This is a genomic window from Ruminococcus sp. AF37-20 (assembly GCF_003460465.1).
GTDB lineage: Bacteria > Bacillota > Clostridia > Oscillospirales > Ruminococcaceae > Hominimerdicola > Hominimerdicola aceti.
Genome location: NZ_QTVE01000004.1, coordinates 500 through 22,632 on the forward strand (window position 1 = coordinate 500; position 22,133 = coordinate 22,632).

General features: G+C 41.4%; 20 protein-coding genes, 1 tRNA gene and 1 riboswitch. Of the genes, 1 reads left to right on the plus strand and 20 read right to left on the minus strand.

What is annotated here, in order from left to right; genetic code table 11:
* Positions 1–27: 27 nt before the first annotated feature.
* The 10 genes from DW015_RS03470 to DW015_RS03515 all read right to left on the minus strand — a co-directional run bounded on the left by DW015_RS03470 (position 28) and on the right by DW015_RS03515 (position 7,817).
* Positions 28–103, minus strand: a tRNA-Val gene (locus tag DW015_RS03470).
* Between the two features lie 162 nt (positions 104–265).
* Positions 266–1,135, minus strand: a complete 870-nt coding sequence (gene hslO, locus DW015_RS03475) for an Hsp33 family molecular chaperone HslO (protein ID WP_117857616.1) — start codon at positions 1,133–1,135, stop codon at positions 266–268.
* Between the two features lie 4 nt (positions 1,136–1,139).
* Positions 1,140–1,892 carry a class I SAM-dependent methyltransferase gene (locus DW015_RS03480; RefSeq protein WP_117904242.1) on the minus strand — a complete coding sequence of 251 codons (753 nt, stop codon included), beginning with the start codon at positions 1,890–1,892 and terminating at the stop codon, positions 1,140–1,142.
* Complete coding sequence (locus DW015_RS03485) at positions 1,892–2,194, minus strand: YerC/YecD family TrpR-related protein (protein ID WP_041337345.1); 303 nt, start codon at positions 2,192–2,194, stop codon at positions 1,892–1,894. Before DW015_RS03485 ends, DW015_RS03480 begins: the two co-directional genes overlap by 1 nt.
* Before the next feature lie 111 nt (positions 2,195–2,305).
* Positions 2,306–3,028 carry a ribosome biogenesis GTP-binding protein YihA/YsxC gene (gene yihA, locus DW015_RS03490; protein ID WP_117904244.1) on the minus strand — a complete coding sequence of 241 codons (723 nt, stop codon included), beginning with the start codon at positions 3,026–3,028 and terminating at the stop codon, positions 2,306–2,308.
* A gap of 12 nt (positions 3,029–3,040) precedes the next feature.
* On the minus strand, positions 3,041–5,452 hold the full coding sequence (gene lon, locus DW015_RS03495) for an endopeptidase La (protein ID WP_117904246.1): 2,412 nt from the start codon (positions 5,450–5,452) through the stop codon (positions 3,041–3,043).
* Positions 5,453–5,612: 160 nt separating this feature from the next.
* On the minus strand, positions 5,613–5,858 hold the full coding sequence (gene rpsR, locus DW015_RS03500) for a 30S ribosomal protein S18 (RefSeq protein ID WP_022287519.1): 246 nt from the start codon (positions 5,856–5,858) through the stop codon (positions 5,613–5,615).
* Positions 5,859–5,904: 46 nt separating this feature from the next.
* A complete protein-coding gene (locus tag DW015_RS03505) occupies positions 5,905–6,429 on the minus strand; it encodes a single-stranded DNA-binding protein (RefSeq protein WP_117904247.1) in 525 nt (174 codons plus the stop codon).
* Positions 6,430–6,451: 22 nt separating this feature from the next.
* Positions 6,452–6,742 carry a 30S ribosomal protein S6 gene (gene rpsF, locus DW015_RS03510; protein WP_046440545.1) on the minus strand — a complete coding sequence of 97 codons (291 nt, stop codon included), beginning with the start codon at positions 6,740–6,742 and terminating at the stop codon, positions 6,452–6,454.
* A gap of 130 nt (positions 6,743–6,872) precedes the next feature.
* Positions 6,873–7,817, minus strand: a complete 945-nt coding sequence (locus DW015_RS03515; RefSeq protein WP_117904249.1) for an RING finger protein — start codon at positions 7,815–7,817, stop codon at positions 6,873–6,875.
* Positions 7,818–7,976: 159 nt separating this feature from the next.
* Between DW015_RS03515 and prfB the strand changes: the two genes are divergently transcribed.
* Complete coding sequence (gene prfB, locus DW015_RS03520) at positions 7,977–9,095, plus strand: peptide chain release factor 2 (RefSeq protein ID WP_022287515.1); 1,119 nt, start codon at positions 7,977–7,979, stop codon at positions 9,093–9,095.
* 45 nt (positions 9,096–9,140) lie between these two features.
* Here the strand turns inward: prfB and DW015_RS03525 are convergent, their stop codons facing one another.
* The 10 genes from DW015_RS03525 to DW015_RS03570 all read right to left on the minus strand — a co-directional run bounded on the left by DW015_RS03525 (position 9,141) and on the right by DW015_RS03570 (position 21,944).
* Positions 9,141–10,025 carry a DUF624 domain-containing protein gene (locus DW015_RS03525; RefSeq protein ID WP_117904251.1) on the minus strand — a complete coding sequence of 295 codons (885 nt, stop codon included), beginning with the start codon at positions 10,023–10,025 and terminating at the stop codon, positions 9,141–9,143.
* Positions 10,026–10,096: 71 nt separating this feature from the next.
* Complete coding sequence (locus tag DW015_RS03530) at positions 10,097–10,690, minus strand: stage II sporulation protein M (RefSeq protein ID WP_117904253.1); 594 nt, start codon at positions 10,688–10,690, stop codon at positions 10,097–10,099.
* Between the two features lie 50 nt (positions 10,691–10,740).
* Positions 10,741–11,541 carry a pyrroline-5-carboxylate reductase gene (gene proC / locus DW015_RS03535; RefSeq protein ID WP_117904481.1) on the minus strand — a complete coding sequence of 267 codons (801 nt, stop codon included), beginning with the start codon at positions 11,539–11,541 and terminating at the stop codon, positions 10,741–10,743.
* Positions 11,542–11,717: 176 nt separating this feature from the next.
* Complete coding sequence (locus DW015_RS03540) at positions 11,718–12,356, minus strand: folate family ECF transporter S component (protein ID WP_117891797.1); 639 nt, start codon at positions 12,354–12,356, stop codon at positions 11,718–11,720.
* 118 nt (positions 12,357–12,474) lie between these two features.
* Positions 12,475–12,576: riboswitch (THF riboswitch) on the minus strand.
* 38 nt (positions 12,577–12,614) lie between these two features.
* Entirely contained in the window at positions 12,615–13,577 is a 963-nt protein-coding gene (gene pfkA, locus DW015_RS03545; protein ID WP_117904255.1) for a 6-phosphofructokinase, read from the minus strand.
* 129 nt (positions 13,578–13,706) lie between these two features.
* The gene (locus DW015_RS03550) at positions 13,707–15,533 is read right to left on the minus strand and encodes a PASTA domain-containing protein (protein WP_117904257.1); all 1,827 of its coding nucleotides are present in this window, start codon (positions 15,531–15,533) and stop codon (positions 13,707–13,709) included.
* A gap of 127 nt (positions 15,534–15,660) precedes the next feature.
* A complete protein-coding gene (locus tag DW015_RS03555) occupies positions 15,661–16,443 on the minus strand; it encodes a zinc ribbon domain-containing protein (RefSeq protein ID WP_117904259.1) in 783 nt (260 codons plus the stop codon).
* 129 nt (positions 16,444–16,572) lie between these two features.
* Entirely contained in the window at positions 16,573–18,810 is a 2,238-nt protein-coding gene (locus DW015_RS03560; RefSeq protein ID WP_117904261.1) for a DNA topoisomerase (ATP-hydrolyzing) subunit A, read from the minus strand.
* Between the two features lie 5 nt (positions 18,811–18,815).
* A complete protein-coding gene (locus DW015_RS03565; RefSeq protein ID WP_117904263.1) occupies positions 18,816–19,940 on the minus strand; it encodes a DUF6688 family protein in 1,125 nt (374 codons plus the stop codon).
* A 21-nt stretch (positions 19,941–19,961) separates the two neighbouring features.
* On the minus strand, positions 19,962–21,944 hold the full coding sequence (locus DW015_RS03570) for a toprim domain-containing protein (protein ID WP_022287505.1): 1,983 nt from the start codon (positions 21,942–21,944) through the stop codon (positions 19,962–19,964).
* Positions 21,945–22,133 lie beyond the last annotated feature (189 nt).

A 22,133-nucleotide genomic window follows, 5' to 3' on the forward strand; every position in this document is an offset into this window, starting at 1 on the left:
CATATGAGCGGACTTTATAAGTCCGCTTGGTGGGAACAACAGGGCTCGAACCTGTGACCCTCTGCTTGTAAGGCAGATGCTCTCCCAGCTGAGCTATGCTCCCGTTAGCTGTCGTCTTGAGTTGTATCTCTCAGCGACGATATTTATTATACACTATCCAAAGCCATTTGTCAAGAGTTTTTTTGAAATTTCTCAAAAAAGTTTAAGTCCGTAAACGCTTTATTATCGGGCATTTGAATAGTGTACATAAAATATTCATTAAATATTATTCTTTTATTAACCCTAAAATCTCCTCAGGAGTAAAGTGATATTTCTTATCACAGAAGTGACACTCAACGTCAGTACCACCATCTTTAGAAAGATCTTCAAGTTCTGCCCTGCCCAAAGATATAAGAGCATTCTCTACTCTTTCCCTTGAACAATCACAACGATAATTAACCTCAAAATCATCAAGAACGTTCGGTTCAAGACCCTCCAAGGCTTTCATTGCAATAGCTTCTGTGGTCATACCACCACATATAAGCTTTGTTACAGACTCCATTCCGTTTATATTCTTCTCTATCTGATCTATAGCTGACTCAGGTGCAAACGGCAAAAGCTGAATAAGAAATCCACCTGCACAATTCACTGTCAGATCTGGATTTACAAGTACGCCAAGAGCGCAGACGCTTGGCACCTGCTCACTGACAGCAAGATAGTTAGTTATGTCCTCTGCTATTTCGCCTGAAACAATAGGCACTTGTCCGCAGTACGGCTCTTTAAGTCCCATGTCCTTGACCACACTAAGCGTACCATTAGAGCCTACAGCCCCTCTGACATCAAGCTTGCCTTTATCGTTAAGCGGCAGTTCCACCACTGGATTTTGTACATACGCCTTAACATTTCCCATGCTGTCAGAAACGCATATAAGCGCACCTGTAGGACCATCACCGTCCATTTTTACAGTAATAGAATCATCTTTGCCTTTAAGTCCAAATCCCATGAGCGAAGTACCCATGGCAAGTCTGCCAAGTGCCGCCGTGACCACAGCGGAAGTTTTATGTATCTCCTCAATGCGTGAAACAATATCCTTTCCGTCGATAGCGCTGCACACAACGGAAGCGTCTTTACTTATAACTCTAACTATTCTTCCCATAAAATCACCCTCTGTTTATTCTCCTGCACACATAAAGAACTCTCTGCGTTTTATCATTAACTGGCGAGTCCTCAAATCCGTCATACTTTCCTATAAGCTCAAAATCATTTGACTTTACAAGCTCGCTCAAAAACTCGTCCGTATATATCCTCTCTGTGAAATCCTCACTAAAACGACAATAAGAGCCGTCCTCCTGTTCCTCAAAGAAGTCAAGATATATGCTCACGCTGTCATCATCATTAAGCTCATTCTGCCATGCACAGAAAAGCCCATCAAGATCATAGCAGAACGCATTGTCTGCAAGGATCACTCGGTGCTTGTACACAGTATTTACATCAAATATGAAAAGTCCACCATCGCAGGTAAATTTTGATACACACTCAAAAGTCTTTCTGACAGCTTCCTCATTTTCAAGGTGATTTATGCTGTCAAGAACACAAACAACAGCATCAACTGCGCCATACAGATCAAGCTCAGTCATGTCCTGCATAAGATACTGTATGTTCAGACCGCTTTCATAACGCTTATCCATGGCTTCTTCCAGCATTTGATCCGACAGATCAACGCCTACCACATCATAATCAAGACGTGCAAGTGCCTCACTGAGCGAACCTGTGCCGCAGGCAAGGTCCAAAACTACCTCATGCTCTGAACTGTATCGTTTTATAAGTTCATGACACCGTGCCGCAATTTTTCCGTAATCAACATTCTCTGTAAGCTTATCATAGTAACAGGCAAATCTGCCGTATCCGCTCATTACTTATCTTCCTTCTTATCCAATCTGTCAAAAACGATATTATATCCGCCTGAGCCGTCATAAGAAAGCGAGCGGTTCACACGGCTTATAGTTGCCGTTGAAGCACCTGTTTCGTTTACTATATCGCTGTAAACATGATCCTTTGTAAGCATTTTTGCAACCTGAAAACGCTGTGAAAGTGCTTTCAGCTCAGGTATAGTGCAAAGATCTTTAAAAAACAGCCTGCATTCCTCGACGGTTTCAAGACAAAGCACAGCTTCATAAAGATCGTCTAAATTTTTGATCTCAAGTTTCTCTTTCATGAAAAAAATCTCCTTTACGTTTCATGGTGTAAAGTGTTAAACCATAAATATATTTTAACACAAGTCATGAAAAATGTAAAGGAGAATTATGAATTTTTTATTTACTTACTCTTAATTTTTTCTTCTATTAGGCGTTAGAAAACCGCCGAATGACTTCGGCTCATCAGAAATATCCTCTTTATCATCGTAATATTCCTCTTCTTCGTCCTCTGTATCGCTTTCTAGTTTCTCTGGTGGCGTTATCTCAGCTCCCTCAGATATATCGTCGATTATCTCTCTCAGCTCTTCTACGCCCTCACCTGTGATAGCAGAGAACTCCACACAGGTGATGTCCTCAAAGCATGGTATCTCTGTCTTGAAAGCTTCCATACGTGCTTTTCTGGCGTTAGGCTTAAGCTTATCCGCCTTGGTGAACACGATTATAAATGGTATCTCAGCGTCAATAAGATAATTTATCATCATCAGATCGTCTTTGCTCGGCGGATGACGCATATCCACAAGCTGAAAAACAAGTGCAAGCTGTCTGCTGCCGTCGTCAAGATAGCCTCCTATAAGACTGCCCCACTGCCTTTTCTCGGACTTTGATACGCTGGCATAGCCATATCCGGGCAGATCAACGATATAGATATTCTCCACAGAAAAGAAGTTTATTGTAACAGTTTTACCCGGCATAGAGCTTACTCTCGCCAAGTTTTTTCTGTTAAGAAGCTTGTTTATCAGCGACGACTTTCCCACATTCGACCTGCCGGAAAAAGCAAATTCAAGTCTGTCAGACTTGGGTATCTGCGAGAATTTTCCAAAGGAAGTATAAAATTCTGCTTTGTTATAATTCATAGGCGGCCCTTTCTATACCGTTAATTTTTTTCGCTCCGGCTCGTTCTTGCTTAGGAGTTCAAGCGGAACATTATTTTTGCTGTTTGGAACAAGTGCAACGTCAAGCACATCCTGAATAGTCTTTGCGAACACGAACTCGCAACAAAGCTTTACTGTATCGTCAACGTCATCAAGATCGCCCTTATTAGCAAAAGGCACAATAATAGTCTTTACCCCCGCCTTGTATGCAGCCATAGTCTTTTCACGGAGACCGCCTATAGGCAGTACTTTGCCGCTAAGAGTTATCTCACCTGTCATAGCAACGTCACTGCGTACTTTTATATTACCCAGTGCAGAGATTATGCCCGTTATCATGGTAACACCTGCAGATGGACCGTCCTTAGGCACAGCACCCTCGGGAGCGTGTATATGCAAATCTTTTTTCTCGTAAAAGTCTTTATCGATGCCATATTTGTCAGCAACGCTTCTGCAATAGCTTACGGCAATCTTTGCAGACTCCTTCATAACGTCGCCAAGTGAGCCTGTAAGCTCTATTCTGCCCTTACCGTCAAGTACAAGGACTTCCAAAGGCATGACAACTCCGCCCACTGACGTCCATGCCAGACCATTTACAGAGCCAACGGCATCTTTATCTGATACAACATCAGGGAGATATTTCTCATGGCCAAGATATTTTTCAAGATTATCCGCCTTGAAAATAACTTTCTTAACGCCGTCTTCAACTATCTCCTTAGCAGCCTTTCGGCAAAGCGAGCCTATCTGTCTTTCAAGATTTCTAACGCCAGCCTCTCTTGTGTAGCTGTCTATAAGCTTATAGATAGCATCATTGCAAATGCGTATCTGAGATGCTTTAAGACCGTTCTTACCTTCCTGCTTTTTAATAAGATGTTCCTTTGCAATATGGAACTTCTCCTCCCTAGTATAGCTAGACAACTCTATGACCTCCATACGGTCGAGAAGAGGTGCTTGAACAGTATCGAGAGTATTTGCAGTTGTAATAAACAGCACATCACTTAGATCAAACGGCACTTCAATATAGTGATCTCTGAAAGCATTATTCTGCTCGCTGTCAAGAACCTCAAGCATAGCAGACGATGGATCGCCTCTGAAATCATTGCTCATCTTGTCTATCTCATCAAGAAGAACAACAGGATTTTTACTTCCTGCAAGCTTCATGGCATTCATTATTCTTCCTGGCATTGCACCAACATACGTCTTTCTGTGACCTCTGATATCACTTTCGTCCTTAACACCGCCCAATGAGACCCTTACAAAGTTTCGATTAAGTGCTCTAGCGACAGACTTTGCCACTGAAGTTTTGCCAACGCCTGGAGGACCAACAAGACAGAGGATCTGCCCCTTGACATCAGGAGTAAGCGCTCTTACAGCAAGATTTTCAAGTATTCTATCCTTGACCTTTGCCATGCCATAGTGATCCTTGTCAAGTATCTGCTTAGCTTTTTTGATGTCAGTTCTATCATTTGTGACAGCATTCCACGGCAATGCAAGCACTGTGTCGAGATAATTTCTCAGCACAACACCCTCCTGTGACATCATACCCATCTTGGAAAGCTTCCTGACCTCGCCCATAAGCTTATCACGAACTTCTTCGGACAATACAAGTGAATCTATCCTATGTGTGTACTCATCGATCTCATTTACATCTGAGCCGTCTTCATTTTCACCCAACTCATTCTGTAACGCCTTGATCTGCTCACGAATATAGTATTCGCGCTGACTTTCTTCTATCTGAGAATGGACCTGACTATGTATCCTTCTTTCAAGAGATAAAACATTGGTCTCTCGTGAAAGCATAGTGATCATAAGAATTAGCTTATCTAAAACAGATGGGGCTTCAAGAAGCGACTGTCTGTCAGTAAAAGCTAATGGAATATTAAATGCCAAACTTTCAAAAAGTTGAACAGGCGTTTTAGAACCGAGTATCTGGGCATAAAGCTCTTCAGGCATTTTAGGAACCACCTTAACATACTCTTCAAACTCATCTAAGACCGAACGAAAAACAGCAAGTTGTTCGTCATCGTCAAGCCTATCCTTTGAATAATTTGGTACAAGTCTTACATCAGCTTCATAGCAATCATCATACTGATAAAACTCAGCAAGTCTCGCTTTACGCAGACCTTCTACATAGCATCTGTATATTCCATCAGGTGCTTTAACGATCTGTCTTACCTTTGCTACAGTACCCACCTTGAACATATCCTTTTTTTCAGGCATTTCAAGATAAACGTCTTTTTGCGCACAAAGAAAAACAAGTCGATCGCCGTCCATGGCATTTTTCATGCTCTTTATAGTTCTTGGTCTGCCAACATCAAAATGCATAGACATTCCAGGAAAAACTACCAGATCTCTCGTTGGAACACACGGCATAATATTATTTATTTTAACATCAGTTTTATCTTTCATAGTTGCTCCATTTCCTTACAGCTCTACAAATACTGTAATGCTTTGTTATACAGCTTTAGTATATAATATCACATTTATGATACATTTGCAAGCCCCATTCAGAAACTTCCCCTTAACAAAAAGAGGCACCTATAAAGGTACCTCAAAATAGAAAACACTATTAGTCAGCTACATATGGAAGAAGTGCCACATGACGTGCTCTCTTGATAGCTGTTGTAAGTTCTCTCTGATGATAAGCACAAGTGCCAGTTACACGTCTAGGGAGGATCTTAGCTCTCTCTGTCATGCACTTTCTAAGCTTTGCGATATCCTTATAGTCGATCTTTTCAGCTCTGTCTGCACAGAACATACAAACCTTCTTACGACCTCTCTTCATAGGTCTGCTTGTATTTCTTTCCTTTTCCATGGTAAATTTCCCTCCTTAGAGAAATATTTTCTCAAAACTCCTCTGCTTAGAACGGTACTCCGTCATCGGACAATACTTCTTCAAAATCATCAAGGTCACCAATGGACAAAGCGTCATTTGATGGAGCATTGTTATAGTTATTCTGATTAGAATTGTTTGCATGCTGTGAATATCCACCATTGTTCTGCTGGTAATTATTCTGCTGATAACCACCATTTCCGTAATTATTGGAATAGTTACCAGCTCCCTGCTGTTTTGGTTCACCTGTGAAAGACACACTGTCAACATTGACCTCAGTTGTATAATGCTTTACACCATTCTTATCGTCATAAGAACCTGTTCTTATCTGACCTTCAAGAGCGATCATTCTGCCCTTTGAAAAGTATCTGTTGATAAATTCAGCTCTCTGTCCCCAAGCAGTGCAAGTAATAAAATCAGTCTGCCTTTCAGCACCCTGACGAACCGGTCTGTCAACTGCAACGTTGAATCTCAAAACTGCATTTCCACTAGGAGTCTGTCTTACTTCAAGATCCTGAGTGATCCTACCCATTAAAATAACTCTGTTAAGCATAACTTTTCCCTCTTTCGCAGTTTTACTTGACCGTTACTAAGAAACGGATCACGCCGTCTGTGATACCAAGAATTCTCTCAAGCTCAGCTGGAAACTCAGGCGTAGATGTGAATGACCACAGTACATAAGTACCTTCTGTTTCATAATTGATAGCATAAGCCAGCTTACGCTTGCCCCAATTACTAAGTGTAACGTCGCTTGCGTTTGCCTCGATCAAGTCATTGAACTTAGCTGTGAGTGCGTTTACAGCCTCCTCGTCAAGCTTAGAGCTGAAAATTACCATAGCCTCATAAGACTCATTAATTTTTGCCATTGCATTTGCACCTCCTTTTGGATTTCGCCTGTGCCGCAATTTGCACAAGCAAGGATAACTCAATTATTATAACACAAGACCGATTATCTGTCAAGTGTCACTTGCGTTTTTTTATGAACTTTTTGTAAAATCATGCAAATATCTTTGTAACACCAAAAATGCCAAACACAACTATCGCAGAATAAACGGCAAAGCCAAGAATAACAGCCCCCCATGACGTACCGCCCTTTGCTACTATCTTTTCGGCTATCTCCTGCTCAGTGCCGTCCTCCGACCTTATCTCTCGGATCTTTTTTTGTGCAAACTTATAATACATATAATTGCCGAAAAAGCCTGCCACAAACTGAAGTGCCATTGAAACATACCATGTCGCAGCGGAAATGCCCTGAAAAACCCTTCCAGTCACATCGATGCCGATATCAAGCGAGAAACCCATTGTTCCTGCACTAAGATATTCTATCGCAGTAGGGATATTGAGCAGTGCCGTAGCCACAAGCATGATGATACCCACAAGATTCATTTTTCTAAACAGAAAATACAGGTGTGGAAAAAGGAAAGCAGCAAAGTTTATGGAAATCTTTCCACCAAATTTACCAAAACGTATAAAGTTAGACAAAAATATAAGCGGATTTATCTTTACAAATTTTGCATAGTCATCTAATTTAATGCCTTCAAGATCTGAGTCCTTATCAAATACAACCTGTCTGCCAAACGGACCGTAAGGCTGTCCGTCAGGGCCGGTCTGCTGAGCGTTATTTTGCGTGTCCATATCGTTAAATGGACGTTCCTCAGTGTCATTTTTCGTAAGCGGTGTTCCGCACTTTTCACAAAATAGCTTGTCAGGCGGATTTTCAAAACCGCAGCGTATACAGCGTATATTCTCACTTTCTACACTCTCCTGAGTTTGCTCCCAGCTCTGACCACTTTCATGCAAAGCGTCATTTATGCACTTTCCTTCTTTGAGATAACACTCACGATGATAAGGCGTGCCACACTCAGGACACACAACTATATCGTCACCATCTTTGAATACTTCTCCGCAGGAAAAGCATTTTTTTCCTGTATAATTAGCCATATCAGGTTTCCTTTCTTGCTGAAACAGGCTTTTTAAAGCCTTTAGATAACATTATAGCACAACTTTCAGGAAAATGCTATAGTTTTTTTATATTTTTCCTTTACTTTTCACAAAAAAAGTTTTATAATATATAATGATATAAAATAAGGAGAAAAAGATATGGTATTTTTAGAAAACTTAAAGTCAGAGCTTGAAGCTCTTAGACCTATCATCAGCGAGCTGCATGACGTATACGATATTGAACGTTCTCAGGAAAGGATCGCAGAGCTTCACGAAAAAGCCGCAGAGCCTAATTTTTGGGACGACATGGAGAAATCGCAGAAGGTTTTGCAGGAAACAAGAAATCTTGAGGGCAAACTGGAAAAATACAATAAATTCAAGTCGTCATTTGAGGATATCGAAGTGCTTATTGAAATGGCAGCCGATGAAGGCGACGAGGACATGATCGACGAAATACAGTCTGAGCTTAAAACTCTAAAAGAGGGTCTTGACGCTGCACAGCTTGACACTCTGCTTACAGGCGAGTATGATCACAACAACGCTATCATCAACTTTCATGCAGGAGCAGGCGGAACTGAGGCGCAGGATTGGAGCGAAATGCTTTTCAGGATGTATCACAAATGGTGTGAAAGCCATGGCTTCAAAATGACTACTCTTGATTATCTCGAGGGTGCAGAGGCTGGCATGAAGAGTGCCTCCGTTATCGTGGAGGGCGAAAACGCTTATGGCTATCTTAAAAGCGAAGCAGGAATACACAGACTTGTGCGTATCTCACCTTTCGACAGCTCAGGAAGCAGACACACGTCATTCTCAGCGGTGGACGTTATGCCTGAAATAGACGATACAATCGAAGTAGATATCCGTCCTGAGGACATTAAAATGGACGTTTATCGTGCAAGCGGTGCAGGCGGACAGCACATCAACAAAACCTCATCAGCCGTAAGACTTACCCACATACCAACAGGCATCGTTACATCATGCCAGACACAGCGTTCACAGTTTCAGAACAGAGATTACGCAATGAAAATGCTCAAAGCAGAGCTTATCAAAATAAAAGAGCGTGAACATCTGGAGAAGATAGAGGATATCAAGGGTGTTCAGAAAGAGATCGCATGGGGCGCTCAGATACGTTCCTATGTTTTCATGCCATACACTCTTGTAAAAGATCACAGAACGGGTTTTGAAAACAGCAATGTAAACGCTGTTATGGACGGCGACCTTGACGGTTTCATAAACGCTTATCTCAAAGCGCTTTCACTTGGCGAGATCGAAAAATAATTAGCATAAACAAAGGACAGTTCAAACGAGCTGTCCTTATGTTTTTTATGAGATTGTTTTGCCTTTTTTTCTGCTCTCTTTGGTCTTGACAGGAGTTTCTTCCGCCGCTCTATCCTCAAAGAGCTGTTCGTCAGGGTCTGCATCCTTATATGCAAACTCAGGATTGCTTTCACCACGCTGATCGTAGTAAGGCTGAATAACGTGTTTTCTGATAACAGGATAACAATTGAAGCAAGTCACGAAGCATATGAACGAAAGAGGCCAAAATGGCAATATGAACAGAGAATACGGCAGGAAAAGATACATCATAACAATAACGATAAGCGATGCCAGAAGTGACCAAAGAGACTGCTTTATGCCAAGACTCACAAGATAAAACGAGTTCTTTATTATCTGCTTCATGTTAAGGTTAGTGGAGCTTATCATAAGATAGATGTAAAAGTGCATCATGAAGAATACGATAAGACAGCTTATGCAGATAACAAACGGAATGTATATCATGGAGTTCTGCTCTGCCCAATATTTATACATTGGAATCCCGACCATAAATCCTATAGCGAAGATGATATCTATGGCGCCCATGATAGTGCCCTGCTTAAAATTCTTCTTGAAAGAATCCCAGAAATCATGTAGCAGAAACGCATTTCTTTCCTGAGAATAATTTCGGCAAACCTTTGTCATTGCAGCCGTTGCAGGTCCTACCAATACTGACGGTATCGCCAGTAAGAGCCATATTGGATTTGATGTCATAAGCATAAGTATAACCATAAGCGTCAGCGGTATGCAGAAAACGAAATACAGCAAATTAAGCTCCATAAGCTTCCACATATGCCTGCCATAGACTTCAAAAAACTTAAAAATACCCTTTTTCTCCTGAGGTGCTTTAAGCACACCTCTGCCAGGGGTATTGTAATTACCAAATAAAGACATTACACCGCTCCTTAAAATTAATAGTCCCCGAAATTGCCCCGAATTTTATTTCATTCTTTGTATACTGTATACTAAATTCGTCCTGCAAAAATAATCGTCAGCAGACATTCAAGCGCAGCCGCAACAGCCGCCGCCGCTTCAAGCACAAGAAACTTAACAGCATAAAACCGCACCGTCTGTCGCAGACCGCTATGCTGTCCTTCAGAAAAAACAATGCACAGCAGGATATTTGACATAGCGACAGCTTCCCTTGCGGCTATCATAAGTGCCGCCGCTGTTATGACCGCAGGAAGAAGTACAAACACCGCTGAAAGTAATGCACCATGTCCGCCGTAAATGCTGTAAAGCTGAGACATTGCAACACCCCAGCCCATGCCACGCAACAGCAATACTGCAACAGCTAAAGGCTGTCCCAGTGAAGAAAAACCTGACAAAAACACAACTGCTAAAAAAACAGTCGAACTGAAAAAAGACCTCACAAGTATTTCTTCAAGATCACCTGACGACCTCACGTCAACGAAGCTGTTTGAAAACACCGACAGCATTGAAAGCTCGTCGCTGCCCATAAAGCAAAAAGTAACAGCACCCAAAAGCGCACCAATCAGGATAGCTCCTGCAAAAAATGCAAGAACTCCGCTTTTGTATATGCCTGTCCCGCTGTTCATTATACATCACTCCTTTGAGTAATGTATATGCCACGGTGCAGAAAAAATAACTATTTTGAAAGCTCGTAAGCTCTCTTAGTGCAAGCCTTGCAGCAGTCCTCAACTGCCTTTGGCAGACCGCCCTCACGGAGCTTTTCAAGACCAGCGATAGTTGTGCCACCCTTTGATGATACCATTTCAATAAGCTCATCAAGTGACTTGCCACTGTCAGTTATCATTTTGGCAGAGCCGATAAGCGACTTTGCAAAAAGATCTCTTGCAACTGTTTCATCGATGTCAACGCTCTTCGCATACTCTACGAATGCCTGAGCATACAGATAGATAAAAGCAGGAGATGAGCCGTTTATTGCAATTATCTCTTTCATTTTATCCTTTGATATGACAGCATACATACCGCATGAGCCAAAGATATTGCAAACAAGCTCAAACTCCTCATCTGTTACGCTGTCAGAGCGTGAAAGAGCAGTTGCACCCTCCCCAAGAAGGAGAGGAGTGTTTGGCATAACAAGCACTACCTTTGCGCCAGCCACAGTTTTTGAAGCGATATAATCATCTGTGATGCCAGCGCAGATAGAAACTATGACCGTATCTTTCGTTACCGCAGGAGCTATCTCTTCAAGCACCTCGTCAAGCTGCTGAGGCTTAATTGCAAGAAAAACATATTCTGACTTTTCAACTACCTCTGCACAGCCTGAACATTTTACTGCTCCAAGCTCGTCAAGTCTATCAAGTATCGGAGCATATTTATCAAAAGCGTAAAGCTGAATATCCTTACCCATTTTACTGCCTGCAATGCCTTTCATGATAGCATAGCCCATATTTCCTGCACCGATAAAACCAACATTTATCATACACTCAAGACCTTTCTGAATAAAAGGCATAAGTCTGCCTTAAAAATAACTTAATTTTAATTATACACTAAATCTCTGCAAATTTCAAGTGTTTCACCTAAATTTCACATTAGTACCCCATTTTTCTTGTATATTTTCACGCAAAAAAGCAGCGACATTTCTGCCGCTGCTTTAAATCATGTATTTGTCGCTTTATGTCCAAACTGTGTTCTTACTTTTTCATAAGCAAACTTCACAGCAGGCAGGAATATCATGAGCAAGATCAGATCCACAGGGAGCTGGATAAGATTTTTCGCTATTCTCGGTGTGCAGTATGTAAGAAAACCGCTCATTCCTTCTTTGGTTAGGTTTGTGATGCCAAAAGTCTTGTTTACATAAAGTGTATACAGGAAATAAGAATTAAGTCCTATATTACAGAAAAGTATAACACTTCCTCTTGCAATTGCGATCCTTATGTAGCTTTGAAGCTTTTTGTTGTTAAAATCGCATTTATACAACAGACAGCCGTAGATGATACCTGAAATAATAACTACCATTGCAAGCTGTGGGCTGTAGGCTCTCGGAGATTTGTTCTGCACTATATATCCTAGAAAGTCCAGCACAAATGTAGACATTCCGCATACCACAGGTCCGTAAAGCATACCTATAGTACAGGTCGCAAGGAATGTGAAACCGATCCTCAAGTCAGGCGTTACCTCAATGGAAAATGATCTGATAGCAAACGCCAACGCTATCAATATTCCAGTTGTTGTCAATGTCCTAAGATCTTTCAGTGACTTGAAAGAGTCATAGAACATTCTTCCGAAGCTCTTCATAAATTTACCTCCTTATTCTGCGAGCTTGTCGCTTTGTGCATAACGGAGCATAAAAACAGCTCTGCACACTACCCATGCGGGATGTGCAGAGCCGCTATAAAAAAGCTTCAATTACACATTCAGCGGGATGCGAAAACCGAACCGCAAAGGTTCTACCTTTTTCGTTCCGACGGCAACTCCCCGTCCGACGGACACTTAACGCTCAGTTTTCTACTCTGTAATATGTCAAAGTCTTAATGACTCAGACCTCATGAAAAATTAGAATGCAGTTTCATTGAGGATCTTGTAAAGCTCGTCCTCGAAAGGCTTCTTCATTGAAAGAGCCTCCTGAATATCTACATCATATATCTTGCTGTCCTTCATACCAACAACTCTGTTGCCAATGCCCTGCTCGAGCAGTTCAACAGCGTGATAGCCCATTTCAGTTGCAACAACTCTATCTCTTACTGTAGGAGAGCCGCCTCTCTGAACATGACCGAGAATAGTAGCTCTTGACTCGATTCCGGTAATATCCTGAAGAGTTCTTGTGATATACTCTGTCTTACCAACACCCTCAGCAACTACAATGATAAAATGTGTCTTGCCTGACTTCTTTGTCTGCTCCATCTTCTGAGCAATAGCATTGAGGTCATAAGGCTTCTCAGGTGTGATAACAGCCTCAGCGCCTACAGCAGCAGCAACGTTGATAGCAATGTAACCAGCGTTTCTGCCCATTACCTCAACTACTGAACATCTGTCATGTGACTGTGCTGTATCTCTGATCTTATCGATCATTTCCATAGCTGTGTTCATAGCTGTGTCATAACCGATAGTATATTCTGTGCATGAAATATCGTTGTCTATAGTACCAGGCAGACCGATACATGGGATACCCTGTGCTGAAAGATCAGCCGCACCTCTGAATGAACCGTCACCACCGATAACTACGATACCGTCAAGACCCATTTCAAGACACTTATCTCTGCCCTTCTTTACGCCCTCGATATCTCTGAATTCAGGACATCTTGCTGTGTAAAGACAAGTACCGCCTCTCTGGATTATGCCTGAAACAGTTCTTGCATTCATCTCAATAACTTCACCGTTAAGAAGGCCGTTATATCCTCTGAGGATACCTACAACTTCCATACCCTTTGCAAGACCAGCTCTGCATACTGCTCTGACAGCAGCATTCATTCCCGGAGCATCTCCTCCGCTGGTAAGTACACCAATTTTCTTAGTCATGTAAAATACCTCCAAATCAGGAAACAAATTATCCTGTTACTTTCCTAATAATCTATAATGAGCATAGCACAAAGCCCCTGAATTGTCAAGGGCTTTGTTTATTTTTTAACATTTTATTAAACGTTTTCGTTATTCAGCAGGCACAGCAGCCGGAACTGGTGTTGTTTCAGAAGAACTGCCTGTGTTCGTATCAGGCTTAGGCTCTGTTGCCTTTGTTGTAGTGGTCGTAGTAGTCACAAGACCAGCGGAAACTGTAACTGTAAGCACGTCGCCATTTTTTACATTCACGGTGTTTCCAACATTAACGCTTGTCGCCATAACATATCCTGCAGAAACAGAGCTTGAGAAATCGGTAACGACCTTATACTTGATATTATAAGAATCAAGCAGCTCAAGGTAAGCCTTCTTTGACAGGCCAGAGAAATCAGGAACAGGAACATTTTCAGGGCCTGCACATACTTTAAGAACAAGCTCATTTTTCAAAGACGGATCAAAATCAGTACCCTCTGGTATGCTCTGCTCTTTAACAACGTCCTTATCATCAACATCAGAATAATAATATTCAGCCTTGATAGTAAAATCCTCACCAAGCTGTTTTACAACAGTATTGTATTCCAGACCCACAACGTTAGGCATTATAGCGCCATAGCCATATTCTGACTGACTTTCAGCATCAGTCACCTTAGGCGTAGCAACTGTGGTGCTGTAAACGAATACCTCGCTGTCAACTCCATCTGCATCATCAGAAGAAATGACCTTATCCTCAGACGAATCATTATTGCTGTCCGACGGACCTGAAAACAATTCATATAGCAGAAAAACTGAAAGCAAAAGCACTATCACAAGCACCGTCCAGCCTATTATCGTAGCCGTTTTATTCTTAGGCTTTTCTTCCTCACGAGTCTGCTGTGGCATTTGCCTTGACTGCATTCTTTGTCTTGGAACGTGTTGTATAGGAATAGTCTGAGTTGAACCCTTAGGGTGTTCCATATGCGTTGTATGCTGCTCAAAAAGTGCAGTAACAAGCTCTGAAACTGTCTGTATTCTTTCTTCGCCACGAACTCTCATAGCTCTTGAAAGAACTCGTGAGATATGCTGTGGTATTCTCGGATTGACTCTGCAAGCTTCGACCATAGTATCATTCTTTGTACGGGTATAAGCGTCAAGGGGCATACAGCCTGTTAGTATCCTGTAAAGAACTGCAGCAAGTGCATAAACGTCAGTCCATGTGCCCTGCCATTCTAACGAAGAATATTGCTCAGGGGCGGTATATCCTGAATAGAACTCAGGAGAAAGCCCTGTATTAGATGTTCTTATAGAACTTATGCAAAAGCCTGTAAGTTTAAGCTCACAATCAGTTGTAACAATAATATTTTCAGGAGATATCCCCCTGTGTATGATACCTGCATTATGTATAATGCTCAATGTTGTAAACAATGGCACAAAAAGCTTTTTGACCTGTTCCCATGTGAGAAAGCCTGTATTTGACTGTAAAAATTTCTTTAGCGTCACGCCCTCCACATATTCGAGTATGACATAGGTCGTATTATTCTCGCAAAACATATCCTTTGCCGTGGCGATATGCTGAAGATTTCTCATGCGTGAAAGAACTTTGTTCACGTCTGCAAACTCAGACATAAATGTCTTATACTTAGCCAGACAATCTGGATTCACCACAAGTCGCTGACTTTCGCTATCTCTTTCGCAAAGAGTGTCAGGCATATACTCTCTTGCCACACACTTGCATTTGCCAACCATATCGTAGCAAATGTAAGATGCACCCTCACCATTATATGAAAGCATTTTTCCGACTATATATCTGTTGTCAAGCACTGTTCTCGGTGCTAGATAAGCCTGTAAATGCGGGATATCGTCGGTATAGTTACAATAATGACAGCGACCGTCAGAACCAAGTTCGTTCATACAGCCCATACATAATTTAGTACTAGGATCCATACCGAACCTCCTTTTTACGTTATTCATCAATTTATATTAGCAACAAACCAAGCATAAGTCAAGTTTTTTTGTGAAATTGTAGAATTTACGCAACAATTTGTATTTCTTTTGTAACATTATGATCCTTTTACAGATACTCAGGATAAATAAGCGTAGAAGAATAATACAGATACTTATTATCCGTATCGAACGTTACATTAAGCACCACTGGCTGATCATCACCTGCGTCATTCTCATACCAATAGCGGTATATATAATTTTTAGTGTCTTTTGACCATACGATGCCGTAATATTCAAGGTCTATGGCATCTGACAAGCCACTCCACTTTGCTCCTTGTTCAAACTTATCAAGGTTGATAGCTTTACTCTTTTTTTCACCGTTTGCATTGTTTTTAAGCACCTTGAAATTTGAATATTTTACAGTTTGTATACGTTCTTCATCATCAACGGTAACAAGTGCCGCCCATTCAGGATAATTTATGCCATCAACATTAACACTGTCATCAGACTCAATGATATAATCAAAATTCAGTGCATTGTTCACTCCCTGAAAAGCCGATTCGTCCTTAAAGTGCATATCAAGCTTTTTCTGAGCCTTTGCAACATCTACACCGATATATTCAGAAATGCTCTCAGCGGTGTTTTCACCCTTTCCGCTTATAACATTCACAACGATAAGGACGACAAGCACCACAAGAAGCACTACCGCCACTGTTATAAGAATAAGCTTGAGCTTGCTTTCAGACAATTTATGTTTTTTCTCACCCACTATTTCCACATTTAGCGGTTTATTCTGCTTTTTGAAACGCTTCATGATAGATGTATTTTTGTCTGGTCTTAATCTTGTGTCACAGTTAGGACAGAAAATGTCATCATCGTCAACTGACTTGTGGCATTTAGGACACTCCATAAAAACAACTCCCTTTTGCACATCCGTGCATTTGCACACTTTTTCAAAACAAGTATACCATAATCTCTGTAAAAAGTCAACAAACGAAAAAACAGCGGACAGAAGTCTATCCGCTGTAAAAAACATATATCAGAAGTGCATCTGGTCAGGGTCTTCGATATCCTTTGCAAAACAGCCTGCAACAGGTATCGTTTTGCTGCGATATTTTGAAAGGCCTGCTGCTGTCTCATCGTCAACGATAAATGCCTTATCAACAACTGCATTCTTCGCTTTAAGTGTCATGACCTGAACACCTATAGTATCTCTCGTGGACTTAGGCATAAGAAGTGCAGTATCAAATATCATTGCTCTTCCGTTAGTTGTGCGAAGCATTATCTCAGCGTTATCCTGCACAAAGAACATTCCCACAAGCTTAGCCTTTGCAGAATAAGCATTGGCAAGCTTCTTTCTGTTGGTCTTCGTTTCATAGACATTGAGCGGCACTTTTGCCACCTTTCCGTTTTCAAAACAGAATATCATATAGCCCGAATAATCCACAGTATTCACCATGGACACAACGCCCTCACCGTCATCAAAACCAAGCTTTGCAGGAATATAGTCGCCAAGAGAGCTTGCCTTTGTGTCGGCAAACTGCGATACCTTGGTCTTATACACAGCCGCCTTGTCAGAGAAGAACAGAAGCTCCGTTTTGTTGGTGCTTTCCATTTCCTGAAGCGGACCGTCGCCCTCTTTATACTTCTGCTCGCTTGCCATTCTCAGTGATTGCGGAGTACATTTCTTGAAATAACCGCTTTGAGATAGGAAAAGCTTGCAGGCGTAGTCAGGGATATCGTCCTCTATGTCTATCTCCTCGACATCAGTCTTATAATAGAACTGAGTTTTTCTTGGCTGACCATACTTCTTTGAAACTTCCTTTAATTCGGAAATGATGATATTCTTTATTTTTCTGTCGCTTCCAAGAATATCTTCAAGCTCTGCAATAGCTTTTTCAAGATCCTCAGTTTCGGCAGTTCTTTTGAGGATATATTCACGGTTAAGGTGTCTGAGCTTTATTTCAGCCACATAATCTGCCTGTATCTCATCAATGCCGAAGCCTATCATCAGATTTGGAACGACTTCAGTTTCTTCCTCTGTCTCCCTGATAATTTTTATAGCCTTGTCTATATCAAGGAGTATCTTTCCAAGACCTTTCAGAAGGTGGAGCTTGTCTTTCTTCTTTGCAAGGTCAAAGCTTGTTCTGCGTCGAACGCAATCCATTCTGAACGCTACCCATTCTTTAATTATATCATAAACACCCATTATTCTTGGATAGCCGTGAACAAGTATATAGAAATTGCATGAATACGAATCCTGAAGCGGCGTCAGCTTATAAAGCTTTTGCATAAGCTTGTCAGGGTCTACGCCCTTTTTGATATCTATACCTATTTTCAGACCGTTAATGTCCGTTTCATCACGGATATATGATACCTCTCTTATCTTGCCTGCCTTAACGAGAGCAATTATCTTCTCGATTATTGCTTCAACTGTGGTAGTGGCAGGTATCTCAACAATCTCAAGACACCTTGACTCCTTATCATACTGATATTTTGCTCTCAGCTTAACAGAGCCCTTTCCTGTGCGGTATATCTTATCAAGCTCCTCCTCATCATAGAGAAGTGAAGCACCGCCCGGAAAGTCAGGTCCTTTCAGCGTTTCAAGAGCGTTGAAATCAGGATTTTTCATAAATCCGATAGTTGTCTCACAAACCTCGCTAAGGTTGAACGGACAAACTGATGAAGCCATAGAAACGCCGATACCAACGTTGGCATTAACAAGTATTGACGGGTAAGTAGCAGGAAGCAAGGTCGGCTCTGTGGTGGTGTTATCATAGTTAGGAACAAAATCAACAGTGTCCTTGTCTATATCTCCGAAAAGCTCCTGACAGATAGGCATGAGCTTTGCCTCAGTGTATCGAGAGGCAGCATATGCCATATCTCTTGAATATGCCTTACCGAAGTTACCCTTGCTCATTACATATGGGTGCAAAAGTGCCTCATTGCCCTGAGAAAGTCTTACCATGGTTTCATATATAGCACCGTCGCCGTGAGGATTGAGCCTCATGGTCGCACCAACGATATTGGCAGACTTTGTAAGCTTTCCGTTTAAAAGTCCCATTTTATACATGGTATAAAGCAGCTTTCTGTGTGAGGGCTTAAAGCCGTCTATCTCAGGGAACGCTCTTGATACCAAAACGCTCATGGCATATGGCATATAGTTCTTTTCAAGAGACATTGTTATCTTTTCATCTGCAACAAGTCCTGCACCCTCGATATATGCGTTGTTATTTGGTTTAGCAGTCTTTTTAGGCTCTGCCTTTTTTCTTGCCATAAAATCTATCCTTTCATAAAGTTCGTAAGGTCGGTGCACTTTTTGCCTGTATACTGCATGGCGATCCTGCTTTCGGGATCGGCGTCAAACATATACAGCACCGCAATAAAAATAAATTCAAGTGGTTTCATAAGGATATAGACCACATCAGCACGCAATTTCGTCGATATATGCTGTGAAATGGGATATCCGTGTTTATCGTAAAAGCTTCTCACACATTTGTGAAAACGTGGAAGCTTATCCTGTATAAGCTCTTCAAATGCGTTTGCAACACAAAGCTGTCTGTTCACAACTATCTTATCCCCACGCCGCAGACCCATTCGCTGAGGTTTGACGAGCTTAGCGTGTCCCCCTGCCGCAACTGTGCAAAGATAATGCCCTTGTGAGTAATCAGGCGGCGGAGGTATCTGCTGAGAAAACGTCCAATCGGCTGTTTCCGTGAAAGCCTTTACTATGCTGTCAGGGCGCTGTCCAAATAAAACAAGTATCAAAAGCATCACCGCAAGGAGCGGTATCATTGCCACAAAGCTGATAAGATACCAACCAAGGCTTTTTGTGAGAAGCTTATTAAGCCAGCCCATAAAGCCGCTTTTCTCCGCCGAATTGCTGAGATATCCCGTCTGCGCCTTTATTTCACGGCGAATGAGCCTTATGGACATAAGCATATAATTCATTGGAAAAACCAACATCATCACCGTGAAAAAGTTATCCATATTCTTCAAAAGCTGTATCACCAGCAGTATATCAAGCACATTGCCCATATACACCCCTGCAATGAGCATAGCCGCAAACAACGGCGGTTTTCTCTTTGTTATAACACTCAACAGTACAATGCACACCATAGCTATAAAAAAAAGGAAGAAAAAACTAAACCTATACTCCCCTGCTATGGGTGTATGAAATTCCCCATGAACAGTTAGAGGAACATCATATTCAACACCAAGACCTAACCAGCCAAGGTCAAAAAAAGACAGCAGCAAACCGATTACCACCGTCAGCATATCAAACAGCGGTCTGTCCAATTCTTTAGGTGCATTCTCAAAAAGCCTTATAACATTTATTACTGTGAAAAACAATGGAAGTCCAACACATATCACAAGCGCAGACGACCATATAAAAATTGCGTCCATAATGCTCTCCCCTCAAACAGCTTATGAAATATCCGCCATGTCAAGATAATCAACACCATTATTGGTGATGAAATCTTTTCTTCCCTGCAGATCGTCACCCAAGAGCATATCGAACATCCATTGTGTCTGCTCGATATCGTCAGGCTCTATCTTTATAAGACGTCTTGTGGCAGGGTCCATTGTCGTAAGGCTCATCATCTCCGCCTCGTTCTCGCCAAGACCTTTTGAACGCTGGATATCAAACTTTTTATTGCCTATCATTTTGAGTATCTTTGTCTTTTCGTTCTCGTCATATGCAAAGTAAGTCTTGTCGGAAGTCGTTATCTCAAAGAGCGGTGACTCCGCAATATAAACATATCCTTTTTCAATAAGGGTCGGCACAAGTCTGTAAAGCATTGTGAGTATAAGAGTTCTGATATGGAAACCGTCAACGTCAGCATCAGTACAAATAACTATTTTGTTCCAGCGTAGGTTGTCAAGATTGAACATAGATATCTCCTTGTTCTTGCCCGTTTTCACCTCAACGCCGCAGCCTATGACTTTTATAAGGTCTGTGATTATCTCGTTCTTGAAAATCTTATCATAGTCAGCTTTCAAACAGTTGAGTATCTTTCCTCTCACAGGGATAACAGCCTGAAACTCTGCATTTCTTGCCATTTTTACAGAACCGAGCGCCGAATCGCCCTCCACTATATAAAGCTCACGCTGTGAAAGGTCTTTTGAACGGCAGTCAACGAATTTCTGCACCTGATTTGAAAGGTCGATAGAGCCTGCAAGTTTTTTCTTCAGGTCTATTCTTGACTTCTCAGCCTTTTCACGGCTTCTCTTGTTTACAAGGACCTGCTCTGCTATCTTCACCGCTTCGTCAGGATTTTCAATAAAGTATATCTCGAGATTGTGCTTCAAGAACTCTGTCATGCACTCCTTGATAAACTTGTTTGTGATAGCTTTCTTTGTCTGATTGGCATATGAAGTCTGTGTAGAAAATGAACTTGAAACAAGCACCAAGCAATCCTCAATATCCTGAAAAGTAATAGGCTTTTCGTTTTTCAGATACTTATTGTTGCTTTTGAGATAAGCATTTATCTGAGATGTGAAAGCACTCTTTACAGCGTCCTCCGGTGAGCCACCATGTTCCAGAAAGCTTGAATTGTGATAATATTCAAGACATTTTACCTGATTAGAGAAAGTGAACGCCACAGAAAGCTTTACCTTGTAATCGTCCTTGTCCTCACGGTCACGACCCTTGCGGTCGCCTGTGAAAAACTGCACCGAGGTCAGAGGCTTTTCACCTGCTATCTCTGCAACATAATCGGCGATACCATTCTCATAATAGAACGTCTTTTCTTCAAAAGAATTGTTCTCACGCTGTATACGCAGGATAAATGTGATATTAGGGTTTACTACAGCCTGCTTTTTCAGAACGTCCTCAAAATATTCGTTCTCAATTTTTATATCAGTGAAAACTTCAAGGTCAGGTCGCCAATGTGTCTTTGTACCTGTCTTTTTCTGCTTTGTTTCTTCCTTTTTAAGACCGCCAACGTTTCTTCCCTTTTCAAAATGCAAGTCATACTTATATCCGTCACGGAAAACCTCGACGTCCATAAACTCAGATGAATACTGCGTCGCACAAGCACCCAGTCCGTTAAGACCCAACGAATATTCATAGTTATCTCCGCCGTTATTATTATACTTGCCGCCTGCATAAAGCTCGCAGTAAACAAGCTCCCAGTTATATTTTTTCTCACGCTGGTTATAGTCAACAGGACAGCCACGTCCGAAGTCTTCCACCTCGATAGAATCGTCATTATACTTTGTAACGATTATCTTATCGCCATGGCCGTCACGAGCCTCGTCTATAGAGTTTGAAAGAATTTCAAAAACAGAATGTTTACAGCCCTCAAGTCCGTCAGAGCCGAATATTACCGCAGGACGCTTTCTTACTCTGTCCTCCCCCTTAAGGGATACTATATCTTCATTTGTATATTCCTTTTTATTTGCCATTTCTCATTTCCTTTCTTACGGATCTGAAGAATTTTTTACATACAAATTATATTATAACACAAAGTCAACGATTTTGTAAATACATTAATTAAACATTTTTCAGAGCAAAGCCGAACATTTGTTTTGTTACTAATAAACAAAAACATAGGCTATTGATTAATTGAAAAAAATATTATATAATATAGATAG